General features: G+C 43.4%; 9 protein-coding genes and 1 riboswitch. Of the genes, 4 read left to right on the top strand and 5 right to left on the bottom strand.

What is annotated here, in order from left to right; genetic code table 11:
• Positions 1–271 precede the first annotated feature (271 nt).
• Together rpoB and OD355_RS01785 are read right to left on the bottom strand one after the other, a co-directional pair.
• A complete protein-coding gene (gene rpoB, locus OD355_RS01790) occupies positions 272–4,078 on the bottom strand; it encodes a DNA-directed RNA polymerase subunit beta (RefSeq protein ID WP_263036731.1) in 3,807 nt (1,268 codons plus the stop codon).
• A 254-nt stretch (positions 4,079–4,332) separates the two neighbouring features.
• Positions 4,333–4,773 (bottom strand): hypothetical protein, encoded by a 441-nt coding sequence (locus OD355_RS01785; RefSeq protein WP_263036730.1) that lies wholly within the window; start codon positions 4,771–4,773, stop codon positions 4,333–4,335.
• 192 nt (positions 4,774–4,965) lie between these two features.
• Between OD355_RS01785 and OD355_RS01780 the strand changes: the two genes are divergently transcribed.
• From OD355_RS01780 to OD355_RS01765, 4 genes are all read left to right on the top strand, one after another.
• Positions 4,966–5,916 (top strand): DUF4271 domain-containing protein, encoded by a 951-nt coding sequence (locus tag OD355_RS01780; protein WP_263036729.1) that lies wholly within the window; start codon positions 4,966–4,968, stop codon positions 5,914–5,916.
• Positions 5,917–5,964: 48 nt separating this feature from the next.
• Positions 5,965–6,786 carry a uroporphyrinogen-III synthase gene (locus tag OD355_RS01775; protein ID WP_263036728.1) on the top strand — a complete coding sequence of 274 codons (822 nt, stop codon included), beginning with the start codon at positions 5,965–5,967 and terminating at the stop codon, positions 6,784–6,786.
• 131 nt (positions 6,787–6,917) lie between these two features.
• Complete coding sequence (gene hemH / locus OD355_RS01770; RefSeq protein WP_263036727.1) at positions 6,918–7,967, top strand: ferrochelatase; 1,050 nt, start codon at positions 6,918–6,920, stop codon at positions 7,965–7,967.
• 262 nt (positions 7,968–8,229) lie between these two features.
• Positions 8,230–8,805 carry a CopD family protein gene (locus OD355_RS01765; RefSeq protein ID WP_263036726.1) on the top strand — a complete coding sequence of 192 codons (576 nt, stop codon included), beginning with the start codon at positions 8,230–8,232 and terminating at the stop codon, positions 8,803–8,805.
• Positions 8,806–8,807: 2 nt separating this feature from the next.
• Here OD355_RS01765 and OD355_RS01760 read toward each other — a convergent pair whose 3' ends face one another.
• The 3 genes from OD355_RS01760 to OD355_RS01750 form a co-directional block, all read right to left on the bottom strand.
• A complete protein-coding gene (locus OD355_RS01760) occupies positions 8,808–10,070 on the bottom strand; it encodes a homoserine dehydrogenase (RefSeq protein WP_263036725.1) in 1,263 nt (420 codons plus the stop codon).
• Positions 10,071–11,108 carry a homoserine O-acetyltransferase family protein gene (locus OD355_RS01755; RefSeq protein ID WP_263036724.1) on the bottom strand — a complete coding sequence of 346 codons (1,038 nt, stop codon included), beginning with the start codon at positions 11,106–11,108 and terminating at the stop codon, positions 10,071–10,073.
• A gap of 385 nt (positions 11,109–11,493) precedes the next feature.
• Positions 11,494–12,795 (bottom strand): O-acetylhomoserine aminocarboxypropyltransferase/cysteine synthase family protein, encoded by a 1,302-nt coding sequence (locus OD355_RS01750; protein WP_263036723.1) that lies wholly within the window; start codon positions 12,793–12,795, stop codon positions 11,494–11,496.
• Positions 12,796–12,960: 165 nt separating this feature from the next.
• Positions 12,961–13,067, bottom strand: a riboswitch (SAM riboswitch).
• Between the last annotated feature and the right edge of the window lie 294 nt (positions 13,068–13,361).

Here is a 13,361-nt window from a genome sequence, read left to right as displayed (position 1 = left end):
ATGGAAAGAAAAATAATATTGTCAATCAGTAAATTGTGCATTCATCGTTTTGGCACAGTATTGTCTCCTACTGGCAGAATCAAATACCCTGTGCATTAATATGAGACCGGTTTACAATTACCTTTTGCGTTTAATACATATCCTGCTACGTATAGGAGATGCATGACGGCAAATCACTTCATTGCACATACTTTCCTCGCGTGAATCATATGCTTGCTGCCAACAAAAAAGACCTGCATTACACAGGCCTTTCATATTAATTTAATAAAGCTTATTCAAACTTCAGGTCAAGTCCCAGACCTCTCAGTTCATGGATCAATACATTGAATGATTCAGGAACGCCCGGCCTTGGTACGTTATCGCCTTTCACAATCGCTTCGTAAGTTTTAGCGCGGCCGATGATATCATCAGACTTAATGGTAAGCAATTCCTGCAGGATGTTAGATGCACCGTATGCTTCAAGCGCCCAAACCTCCATCTCACCAAAACGCTGTCCGCCAAACTGTGCTTTACCACCCAGCGGCTGCTGTGTGATCAGGCTGTATGGCCCGATTGAACGTGCGTGCATCTTATCGTCTACCATGTGATGAAGCTTGATCATATAGATCACACCCACGGTGGCTTTCTGATGGAAGCGGTCGCCCGTTTCACCATCATAAAGATAGGTATGCCCCATCTGAGGTATGCCGGCCTTTTCGCAATATTCGCTGATCTCTTCCGGCATAGCGCCGTCGAAGATCGGAGTGGCAAATTTTACATTGAGTTGCTTACCGCACCATCCGAGAATAGTTTCATAGATCTGTCCCAGGTTCATACGGGAAGGTACACCCAGCGGGTTTAATACAATATCAACAGGAGTACCGTCTTCGAGGAACGGCATATCTTCCTGGCGAACGATCTTGGCTACAATACCTTTGTTACCGTGTCTGCCCGCCATTTTATCACCTACTTTCAGCTTACGCTTTACTGCAATATATACTTTAGCAAGCTTCAATACACCTGCAGGCAATTCGTCACCGATGGAAATATTGAATTTCTCTCTTTTGTAACGGCCAAGTTCTTCGTTGTATTTGATGTTATAGTTGTGCAATAGAATGTTGATGCTGTTATCAATGCTGTCATCGCCGGTCCATCCCAGCGGGTTCACGTTTTGATAATCGATAGAACCTAAATTCTTTTGATTGAATTTAGAACCCTTCGGTATCAGCACTTCACCAAAGTTATTGCTGATGCCGGCAGAAGTTTTATCCTTCAGAAGCGTCTGCAATTTATTCAGCAACAATTCTTTCAGCTCGGCTTCATTCTTATTGTGCCCGGCTTCAATTTTATCAAGCTGTGATTTTTCACGCAGCTTGCTGTTCTTGTCTTTTTTGGCTCTCTGGAATAACTTTTTATTGATCACCACACCTTCGGTGCCATTTGGCGCTTTCAGCGAAGCATCTTTTGCGTCACCGGCTTTATCGCCGAAGATAGCGCGAAGCAATTTTTCTTCCGGTGTAGGATCAGATTCTCCTTTCGGTGTAATTTTCCCGATAAGGATATCACCCTCGCGAACGGTAGCGCCGATGCGGATAATACCGTTTTCATCCAGGTCTTTGGTAGCCTCTTCAGAAACGTTGGGAATATCGGGTGTTAATTCTTCCTCACCCAGCTTGGTATCGCGCACTTCAAGCTCATACTCATCAATGTGTACAGAGGTGAACAGGTCTTCACGTACCACTTTTTCGTTGATTACGATAGCATCCTCAAAGTTGTAGCCTTTCCAAGGCATGAATGCAACCTGGAGGTTACGGCCCAAGGCCAGCTCTCCGCCTTTTGTTGCATAACCTTCGGTAAGGAAATCTCCTTTTTTCACCTTCTGGCCTTTTACAACTGCGGGGCGCAGGATAATGGAAGTAGCCTGGTTGGTTTTTATAAATTTGGTAAGTTTGTATACGATTAGGTCATCATCAAAGCTTATCAGCCTGTCGGCATCATTGCGGTTGTACCTTACATGTACTTCTTTTGCATCCACAAATTCTATCACACCGTCGCCTTCTGCATGTATCTGTATTCGGGCATCGCGTGCAGCCACACCTTCGAGGCCTGTACCCACGATCGGGTTTTGAGGTTTCAACAGGGGCACTGCCTGACGCTGCATGTTTGATCCCATAAGGGCACGGTTGGCATCATCATGTTCGAGAAAAGGAATCAGGGAAGCGCTCAGTCCAACGATCTGATTGGGCGCTACATCCATGTATTGTACTTCTTCTTTGTCAAGTACAGGGAAATCGCCTGTTTCGCGGCTGATGATCCTGTCTTCTACAAATTCTCCTTTATCTGTAAGTTCCACGCTGCTCTGTGCAATTCTTGCTTCATCTTCTTCTTCAGCGCTCAGGAATTTCATAGTCTTCAGATCTACTTTACCATCGTTTACTTTGTGGTAAGGAGTCTCAATAAAGCCCATGTCATTGATCTTAGCGTGTACACAAAGCGTAGAGATCAGGCCAATGTTAGGTCCTTCCGGAGTTTCAATGGTACAAAGACGGCCGTAGTGTGAGTAGTGTACGTCTCTCACCTCAAAGCCTGCTCTTTCACGGCTCAGACCGCCGGGGCCTAAGGCAGAAATACGGCGTTTGTGCGTGATCTCAGAAAGCGGGTTTGTCTGATCCAGGAATTGTGAAAGCTGCGATGTACCGAAGAATGAGTTGATAACAGAAGAGAGCGTTCTTGCGTTAATCAGGTCTACCGGGGTGAACACCTCATTGTCTCTTACGTTCATGCGTTCGCGGATGGTACGCGCCATCCTTGCGAGGCCTACGCCGAACTGAGCGTATAACTGCTCGCCTACTGTACGTACGCGGCGGTTGCTCAGGTGGTCTATATCGTCAATCTCAGCTTTATTGTTGGTAAGCCTTACCAGGTATTTGATGATCTCAATGATATCTTCTTTGGTAAGAACTTTTACGTTCAGGTTTTGTTTTACCTCTAATTTTTTATTGATCTTGTAGCGTCCTACTTCTCCGAGATCGTAACGTTTATCGCTAAAGAACAATTTTTCAATTATGCCGCGTGCTGTCTCATTATCCGGAGCATCAGCGCCGCGCAACTGGCGGTAAATATGTTGTACGGCTTCCAGCTCAGAGTTGGAGGTATCTTTGTTTAATGTGTTGTAGATAATAGCATAGTCGCCGCTAACATCTTCGCGTTGTATGAATACACTCTTTACCTCACAATCCAGGATGGCATCAATCGTGTCTTCATCAATAATTGTATCGCGCTCCAATACCACTTCATTACGCTCAATGGAAACCACCTCGCCGGTATCTTCATCCACGAAATCTTCTACCCAGGTACGCAATACGCGGGCGGCCAGCTTCTGGCCTATATATTCTTCCAGGGATTTCTTGTCTGCGCTTACTTCAGAAGCCATGCCAAACAATTCCAGGATGTCTTTATCTGTTTCGTAACCAATGGAACGAAGTAAAGTAGTTACGGGGAATTTCTTTTTACGGTCAATGTATGCATACATTACATTATTAATGTCTGTAGCAAATTCCATCCACGCACCTTTGAAAGGGATAACGCGTGCAGAATAGATCTTGGTACCGTTGGGGTGTGTTGACTGCCCGAAGAAAACGCCGGGAGAACGGTGAAGCTGCGATACCACCACACGCTCAGCGCCGTTGATCACGAAAGTGCCGCGCGGCGTCATGTAAGGGATATTACCCAGGAATACATCCTGAACAATGGTCTGGAAATCAACGTGCTCTTCATCGTTACAGCTCAGACGCAGCTTGGCTTTCAGCGGAACTGCATAGGTTAGTCCGCGCTCCATACACTCATCTATGGAGTAGCGGGGCGGATCTACGAAATAATCGAGAAACTCCAATACAAAAATGTTTCTTGTATCGGAAATAGGGAAGTTTTCTTTAAAAACGCGGAAAAGGCCTTCGTTGTTGCGCTTGTCCGGAGTAGTTTCTAACTGAAAAAATTCCCGGAAAGATTCTAATTGAATGTCTAATAAATCAGGAGTGTCAGCAAGATGTTTTGTTTTACCAAAATTGATCCTGTTGTTTTGAACTTTAGTAGATGACATATTATATTTTAACCGGTTTATGTAAAAATATTATCTAACTTACCACTGGAGGAACAGTATTTGCGCGCATTGTCCACAACAGGGAAAGTCTGATTTTTTCTAAGGTCTGCAAAGGTAATACATAATTTCTGATATGCAAAATGAAATTAATCCGCTACCAGGGCCGGCACATCTTATTAAATTCTTGTTAAAAAAACCTTTACATCACCTTTCGTCACTGGCAATTCAAAGAGCCTAAGCTCAATATTCTCCAATCAATAAATAGCCTCAATGGTAAGTTTCTGATCTCCCAGCATTATTTTATCGCCCTTCTTTTTGCCCTGCATTTCTGCAAATGCTGGTGCATCTTCAGACACGCCTACCAGCTTTTTACCTTTTATTTCCATATTGGGCAAAGGAATACCAAAATACAGCCAGGTATCTTTAGTTTCTACCAGTGCGCCGGGTTCTACAATTTCTGATGTTGTGGCGGCATGTGCATTCAGCCAGTTAATACTTTCGCCGACCATCAATGCCTGCTGTTTCATGCGGGCTTCCATGTCCCGGTCTTCTGCCTGCTGCGAATAATCGTCCAGCTCGCGGGTTTCTTCTTCATCCAGGTCAGCAGCTGTGCGCAGCCCTTCGCTGTAATTTTCCAGGTTGGCCAGGGATGCATTCAGTTGTTCTTCTATCAGTTTGATTATTTCCTGCTTCATAGTTTAGGTTTTGGTGGTAATAGTTTGTTTCAGTTATGTGTATCGCTATCATACACCACAAGCTTCATGCAGTTTTTGCAAAGCGCATCTTTATTCATTAAATTTAACTAAGAATGTTTCGAATCTTCCCATGCATCAAAACACATTTTATATATTTGCCACATGATTCAATGCAGGGCAATATTTACTCTCATGCTTACGGCGCTATTGATGGTACAATCATCTGCGCAGCGACGCGACACTTCAGCAACTGCCCGTGCAAGCGATACTGTGCACTCATGGCAGGTGAGTACAATAAAAGTGCCCGACAGCATCTTACATAAAAAATTTATTTCCTACTACGACAACATTGCAGCACGCAAACACGGCGATACGGCTATTTTCTCCAAAAGTTTTGAGCAAAGGCTTTTTGCATCACCCGGATTGCAGCTCAATCAGAAAAGCATTTTATCCATCAACGAACCCCACATTCACCGCAACAAGGATGTTTTATTTTACATTCTTGCCGGCATGTTTCTGCTGCTGGGTATTGTCATGTACTTTTTCGATGATTATTTCATGGGCTTCCTGCAATCCTTTACCCAACCCGGCTACCGCCTTTCTCAAACGCGTGAAAATCTGGCGCGAGGCCAATTCCCTTCCTTTTTACTTAACCTGCTGTTTGTGCTTTGCGGCGGCCTTACTGTGGCTTTGTTTATTCAACACAGCGTGCAGGCTTATAATCTTTGGGAGCTATGGGCTATTTTTTCAGGAATACTTGCCTCCGTATATATCGTGAAATTTGTTGTACTGAAGCTAAGCGGCTACCTGTTCAACGCGGGTGAAGCAGTATCTACCTATACGCATATTGTGTTTATGGTAAATAAATTCATCGGCATTTTGCTGTTATTTTTACTTATGTTCATTGCTTTCCGCGACAATCCCACCATGGACCCGCTGGTACAGAAAGTTTTTTCAGTATTAACAGTTGTATTTATACTACTGTTGCTCTACCGGTATTTCGTTTCGTTCATACTAATCAAAAACAATTTAAAAATCAACGCGTTCCATTTTTTTATTTACCTTTGCGCTGTCGAATTCATCCCGATACTTGTTACTTATAAGTTTTTAACAGAACAAATCAACGCAAGAGGCTTGACATAAGATTAACAGATCAATGAAGACATAAACCTTAGAATTGTATTATTGATTATGGCAAAACGTGAAGGAAGTAACGAAGCAACAAACGGAATAAAAATTTTAATTTCTCAGCCTAATCCTGCCAGTGAAAAATCTCCTTACTTTGTATTGGAGGAAAAATACAATGCAAAACTTACGTTTCATCCTTTCATTCGTCTGGACGGGCTTACAGGCAAAGAATTCAGGAAACAGAAGACAGACATCACTGCTTTCAAAGCCGTTATATTCACCAGCCGCCACGCCATTGACCATTTTTTCAGGGTGTGTGAAGAACTGAAAGTAAACGTGAGCCAGGATACCAAATACTTCTGCGTATCTGAAGCAGTAGCGCTTTACCTGCAAAAATTTATCCTTTACCGAAAAAGAAAAGTATTCTTCGGAGCCCACGGCACCAATAAAACCCTGTTTGATGTGATCAATAAGCACAAAGAAGAAATGAACTTTCTCTATGTGTGCAGCGAAAACCAGCAGGATAAAGAAATAGAAAAATGGCTGAAAGACCACAACTGTGAATACAGGCTGGCGTTTATGTACCGCACTGTTGACAACAACATTGCCGAAATATTGCAGGACGACTATGATATTGTTTGCTTCTTTACACCAAGCGGCATAGCTGCTGCCATGGAAGCCAATGTAAAAGACAAACTTCAAAAAACCAACATCGGTACATTTGGCCCGAATACTTTGAAGAAAGCAGAGGAAGTAGGCTTACATGTAGTGATAGCGAGCCCTGCACCTGACAGCCCGAATATGGCCGTAGCTATCGACCGGTTTTTACAGCAAAAAATTCAAAATAAAAACGGGAAAAAACAGGCATCTAAAGTAAAAGTCTGAACTCTGTCATCTTTACCAACAATTCTCTTTTAGCTAGATTCAATAACCTTTTTGAAGTACATTTGTAATGTTTATTTTTGGACATTACACTTAACTATTCACCATGTGGTGAATGATACACTTTGAATTACATGGCAAAAAAAGGCATTGTTTTAATGAATCTCGGCTCGCCAGACAGCACGTCTGTGCCCGATGTGCGCAGGTACCTCAATGAATTCCTCATGGATGAAAGAGTAATAGATAAGCCTTTCCTGCTTCGCTTCCTGCTTGTGCGCGGCATTATCTCTCCTTTCAGAGCGCCTAAATCTGCCAAAGCCTATGAGTCTATCTGGTGGAAGGAAGGCTCGCCACTGATAGAACTGACCAGGCAATTGAGAGATAAGGTGCAGGAACACTTTGAAGGCCCGGTGACCATCTCTATGCGGTACGGGAATCCTACACCTGAAGCGGCTTACAACGACCTGCTGCAGCGGGAGCCAAACCTGGAAGAGGTAATACTGGTACCGCTTTACCCCCACTACGCCATGAGCAGCTACGAAACGGCTGTGGAACACATGCGTACAGTTTATAAAAAGAAAAAATATTCTTTTGCACTGAAAGTGGTGGCGCCCTATTATAAACATCCTTCCTACATCAATGCCCTGGCGCAAAGCATTCAACCATACCTGTCGCAAGACTACGACCAGTTGCTGTTTAGCTATCACGGCATTCCGGAACGGCACATTTTAAAATCAGACCCTACTAAAAGCCATTGCATGCAGGTGGAAAATTGCTGCTACAAAGCCAGTGAATCTCACAAAACCTGTTACAGGCACCAGCTCACTATTACTACAGAACTGGTAGCCAAAAAATTAGCGCTGAGCAAAGACCAGTGGCAGATAAGCTACCAGAGCCGCTTGCTGCGCGATCCCTGGCTGGCGCCAAGTACACAGGAGCGTCTACAGCAATTACCCGGTGAAGGCGTAAAAAAATTGCTGATCGTATGCCCTGCTTTTGTGAGCGATTGCCTGGAAACTTTGGAAGAAATAGCCGTGGAAGGGAAAAAAGAATTTTTACACAGCGGCGGAGAAAGCTATACCTACATTCCGTGCCTGAATACAGATAAGCTTTGGGTAGACACGGTTGCGGAATTGGTGAGGGAAGTTGATGCTGATCAATGGACAATGGCAATGGAGAATTGACAATGGAGAATTGTGCGTCCCTGACAAATGGAAGTTTGATAATGAAGTAGAGAGAGGGGAGAGGAGAGAGGAGAGAGGAGAGTGGAAAGAGGCAGTTTAATGGAGAATTAACAATGGATAGTTGATAATGAAGTGGACAGTGGAGAGTTTAAACTGAACGCTGATTGCTAAAAGCTAAAATGACTGGAGAGCTTAATGCGCAATGGACAATGAAGTAGTAATCTGAAATTTGTAATTTGTAATCTGTAATTTGTAATTTAAAATGACCTACTTATATTTAAAAGCTATACATATAGTGTTTGTTGTCTGTTGGTTTGCGGGAATTTTTTATCTGCCCAGGCTTTTTATCTATAACATAGAGGCGCAGGAACAGCCGGATAGCAATGCGCGCGCCATCATGACAAAGCAGTTCAACGTGATGGCAAAACGCCTGTGGTACGGCATCACCATTCCATCTGCTGTTATTTCTTTAATCACCGGCACCTGGCTGCTGATCGAACGCGGCTACTGGCGTTACCTTTTTGAAGGAAGCATGCTGTGGCTGTTGATAAAACTTATACTAGTGGTTTTGTTTTACTGGTATAATTATTCACTTCATAAAATTCTTCAACAGCAATTGCGCAATGTTTACAAGATCACTTCACAACAACTCCGCATCTGGAACGAAGTAGCCACGGTGATCCTGGTAGCTGTTGTGTTTCTGGCAGTAGTAAAAAGTTCATTGAGCCTGCTCTATGCCCTGGTAGGCATTATATTGCTGATAGCAGTACTATTTGCAGCTATTGATATTTATAAAAAAATAAGGCTGAAGCAAAATAAGCCTCACAAAGAAGCTTAAGATCATTTCAATTGTATACCTGCAAGCTCCAGGCTGCGCTTCTTTACTTTCCGCGATTCGATCTCCTCAATGATCTCATCTGCAGAGAGTATTAAGGAAATGCCTTTTTCTTTCCACCATTGGTTCTTTACCAATTTTTCAAAATGTATTACGCCGATGAGGTAGCTCCTGTCAAGGCCGCCGTGCCATTCTTCTATCCATTCAAAATCGTCTTTTTCAATGGTTGAAAATTCATCAAAACTCACGTACACACGCAGGTAAAAATCGTTGGTTAGTTCTTTAGGCTTGTGGTGATAAAGTTTTTTATACTCGTAGCGGTAGCCATAGCGTAATGCAGCCACGTCGCTCATCACAGCAGAGCCGGTAGCCATGCTGCCTGCGCCTTTTCCATAGAAAAACTGTTTGTCTGCAAAACCGCTTTCTATGACCACGCCATTGAATTCATTTTTTACAAATGCCAGCAGGTCTTCATCTTCTACAAACTGCGGCAATACAAATGCGGCCACTTTACCATTGAGCAATGTCTTGGCCTGGGCAACCAGTTTTATCTGCCATTTTTTTTCTTTGGCTACCTTAGCATCGCTCAGTTGTACGTTTTGTATGCCTGAAAACAATATCTCTCCGCTGCGCACCACAATACCGTATGCATGGTTCAATAAAATAGTCCATTTGTTGGCAGCATCAAAGCCTTCTACATCCAGCGTAGGGTCAGTCTCTGCATAGCCTAGTTGCTGCGCCAGCAGCAGCGCATCCTGGAAAGACAAATTTTCATCAAACATTTTGGTAAGAATAAAATTCGTAGATCCGTTTACGATGGCACGTATAGAGTGCAGCAGGTCATTATCGTAATACTCTTCCAGGTTGCGGATGACCGGTATGGATGCACAGGCAGCAGGCTCGCAAAGAAAAGAAAGCCCTGTTTGTTTTTGCAGGTCAAGTATTTCCTGTAAATGTTCAGCGATCATTTTCTTGCTGGCGCTGACTACATTCTTATTATTCTTCAATGCCGTGGAAACTATATCAAATGCTGCATCAGACTCATTGATCACCTCAACGATCACGTTGATCTCCTCATCAAACAACAATTCATTTTTATCGGTAGTAAAAAGATCTTCAGGTGCATTTCTTTTTTTACCGGGATGTTTGATACATACTTTCTTCATCCTGGCTTTCAAAGAAGGCGTTTGCTGTAATATGCGGTACAAGCCCTCCCCAACCACGCCAAAGCCAAACATACCTATGACTAATTCTTTTTCTTCTGACATTTATTTTGATTTTAAAAATTTTGAAATGATATAATGGATCACCTCGAACTCAAGCAAAAAGCCGTCGTGTCCGTAAAACGATTCTATGATCTCCAGGTGTGCGTCTTTTACATGTTCGGCTATCAGCGCCTGTTCTTTTACCGGGAAAAGCAGGTCTGATGAAATGCCTATGACCAAAGTTTTTGCCTTGATAATGCTTAATGCAAACTCTACCGTGCCTCTGCCCCGCCCTACATCATGCGTATCTAATATTTTGGTAATGTTGTAGTAGCTGTATGCGTTGAACCTTTTAGCCAGCTTTTCGCCCTGGTAGCGTTGGTAGGTTTCAGCCCTGAACACTTGCTGATCTATGCTCAGGTCTTCTGTGTCGAGCGTGACGCCCTGCTGGCACTGGGTGTAGGTTTCATAATTCCTGTAAGAAAGCAAAGCAATGGTACGCGCAGTTTTCATGCCGTTTTTTCCCGCGTCATCTTTACCATTGTTCCAGGTTGGGTCCTGCTCGATACACATTCTCTGCGAGGTGTTCATGGCGATGACCCAGGGCGATGCTTTGGCGCTGGTAGCAATAGGAATGATGTGTTCAAAATCATCAGGATTTTCTACAGCCCACTCCAACAACTGCATGCCACCGAGAGAGCCGCCGATGCCCAGCCAGATCTTATCAATCCCCAGGTGTGCTTTTAATTCTATAAAACTTCTGACAATATCCTTGATGGTAAAGATGGGAAAGTCTTTGTAGTATGGCTTTTTTGTTTTGGGATTGATATCCAGCGGGCCGGAACTGCCATAACAACTGCCGGGAATATTTGCACAGATAATGAAATGCTCCTGAGGGTTGAACAGCTTCTCTTCTCCTATAAGTCCCGGCCACCAGTCCTTTGCATCACTGTTGGCGGTGAGCGCATGAAATACCCATACCACGTTACTTTTATCGGCATTCATTTTACCGTAAGTAGCATACTGCAAGTGAAATCCTGCGATAGTTTTACCGCATTCTAAAAGAAAATCTTTCTTGTATTTATAAACCGATGGTTTCATAGTTACCGTTGTTATCCAGTGATCAAGTGATCGAGTTATTTTGTGTAGTGTTTTTATCCACTTTTCTCTTCCGCCTATTGTACATTATCATGCTGGCGTTTTAGCAATCAGCGTTCAGCTTAAACCTTCACTCCACTTCATTGTCCATTATCAATTATCAATTTGTCCATTAACCCTAAAGACCGTCATTGCGTCCGAAGGACTCCGAAGGTTCCGGAGTCCTTCGGAGCGAAGCAATCTCAACTCAGCCCTCAATCGCGACAGAGATTGCTTCTACAACTCCGCTACGCTGCGTTTTATCGCAATGACGAACCTCTAAGGCCGTTCACTCTCCTCTCTCTACTTCATTGTCCATTATCAATTATCACTTATCCATTATCAATTGTCAACTACTCTTCACTGCCTGCTCAAAATCTGCAATGATGTCGTCAATATGTTCATAGCCGACACTTACACGTATTAAATTGGGCAATACGCCTGCTCTCTCCTGTGCTTCGGTGCTTAACTGTTCGTGTGTGGTAGATGCCGGATGTATCACCAGTGTTTTAGCGTCTCCTACATTGGCGAGCAGGCTTGCCAGCTTGAAATTATTGATCACTTTCAAAGCTGCGTCTTTACCACCTTTCACACCAAAGTTCAGCACTCCGCCAAAACCTTTGGTGAGGTATTTTTTAGCCAGTTCATAATAGGGACTGCTTTCCAGGCCGGGATACCATACAAACTCAACTTCAGGCTGTGCTTCCAGCCATTTTGCCAATGCGAGCGTATTTGATACGTGGCGTTCTGCACGTAAAGAAAGGGTTTCAATTCCCTGCAACAGCAGGAAAGCATTGAAAGGGCTTTGTGCCGGTCCAAAATCTCTGAGCCCTTCCACGCGTGCACGGATTGCGAATGCAATATTCGGCAAGCCAAGAGGATTTCCTTCTCCGAAAGTATTCCAGAAATTCAGGCCATGATAGCCTTCGGATGGTTCGGAGAACTGCGGAAATTTGCCATTGCCCCAGTTGTAGTTGCCGCCGTCAATGATTACGCCGCCAAGCGTAGTGCCGTGGCCGCCTATCCATTTGGTAGCAGAATGCACTACCACGTTTGCTCCGTGTGCAATGGGATTGAACAAATACCCGCCGGCGCCGAAAGTATTATCAACTACAAATGGTATATCATACTTCCGGGCTAATGCTGCTATCTTATCAAAATCCGGGATGTTCAGGCGCGGGTTGCCAATAGTTTCAAGGTAGATAGCTTTTGTAGAGCCGTCGATTTTTTCCTCCAGTTTTTCTGCGGTATCATCTTCTGCAAAACGCGCTTCAATACCTAAACGTTTGAACGCAACTTTAAACTGGTTGTAGGTGCCGCCATATACAAACGGTGATGAAACAAAGTTGTCTCCTGCCTGTAAAAAATTGTTCAGCGCTATAAACTGAGCAGCCTGTCCGGATGATGTGGCCAATGCGGCCACACCGCCTTCCAGTGCAGCTATTCTTTGTTCAAACACATCAGTGGTGGGATTTTGCAGCCGGGTGTAAATATTACCGAATTCTTTCAGTCCAAAAAGATTTGCCGCATGGGTAACGTCATTAAATACATAGGAAGAAGTCTGGTAAATCGGTACTGCACGTGAGTTAGTTTCTTTGTCTACGATCTGTCCTGCGTGCAGTTGCAGGGTTTCAAATTTTAAGTCTGCCATTTTTGTCTTTTTAAAGGTTCAAAATAATTTTTAAAAATTCTTTGAAACCCTTATCAGCCGGTCATCTAAAGCTAGTATTGTTTTGGTTGCAACAAAAAAAGCCTGTCTGAAATCAGACAGGCTCCTAAATATATTTTACAATATTTGCTTTAAAAGTTATCATCCGATTTATCTTTCCAATAGTTTATATTGGTTGGAATTAGCACCTTTCATCTGTTGATGAGGTTGCCAAGGCTTCAACGTGCCAGTCACTCAGCCTTTCTTGATAAGAATTTTAAGAACTGTTGCAAAAGTACAAGTGAAAGCAATACGAACCAAATATTTTTGCAAGGTAGGCATTCACCAATAATCTATATCCTGATTTTTGGGTTATCCGGTTCCCAATTCGTATAAGTTCCAAACAACCACTTATAAATTATCATGTATTCATCTTACAGCAGGCATTATCCATTTTCTGAAGATGCAGTGCGGCTTTATCTGCTACTCTTCAGGCAATACCTGTATGCCTGCAATCCTGGCCTGCGATACATAAGTGTTTTCGCGGCTTTATATTTTAACCCGGGGTT

Origin of the sequence: Haoranjiania flava (genome assembly GCF_025631005.1) — a bacterium.
Lineage (GTDB): Bacteria > Bacteroidota > Bacteroidia > Chitinophagales > Chitinophagaceae > Haoranjiania > Haoranjiania flava.
The sequence above is the reverse complement of the archived record's forward strand: the minus strand, read 5'-3'. Positions and strand labels throughout refer to the sequence as shown.

Bases quoted from the DNA above. Each gene is read 5' to 3' on its own strand.
- rpoB (WP_263036731.1), bottom strand. From the start codon at position 4,078: ATGTCATCTACTAAAGTTCAAAACAACAGGATCAATTTTGGTAAAACA.
- OD355_RS01785 (WP_263036730.1), bottom strand. From the start codon at position 4,773: ATGAAGCAGGAAATAATCAAACTGATAGAAGAACAACTGAATGCATCC.
- OD355_RS01780 (WP_263036729.1), top strand. From the start codon at position 4,966: ATGCTTACGGCGCTATTGATGGTACAATCATCTGCGCAGCGACGCGAC.
- OD355_RS01775 (WP_263036728.1), top strand. From the start codon at position 5,965: ATGGCAAAACGTGAAGGAAGTAACGAAGCAACAAACGGAATAAAAATT.
- hemH (WP_263036727.1), top strand. From the start codon at position 6,918: ATGGCAAAAAAAGGCATTGTTTTAATGAATCTCGGCTCGCCAGACAGC.
- OD355_RS01765 (WP_263036726.1), top strand. From the start codon at position 8,230: ATGACCTACTTATATTTAAAAGCTATACATATAGTGTTTGTTGTCTGT.
- OD355_RS01760 (WP_263036725.1), bottom strand. From the start codon at position 10,070: ATGTCAGAAGAAAAAGAATTAGTCATAGGTATGTTTGGCTTTGGCGTG.
- OD355_RS01755 (WP_263036724.1), bottom strand. From the start codon at position 11,108: ATGAAACCATCGGTTTATAAATACAAGAAAGATTTTCTTTTAGAATGC.
- OD355_RS01750 (WP_263036723.1), bottom strand. From the start codon at position 12,795: ATGGCAGACTTAAAATTTGAAACCCTGCAACTGCACGCAGGACAGATC.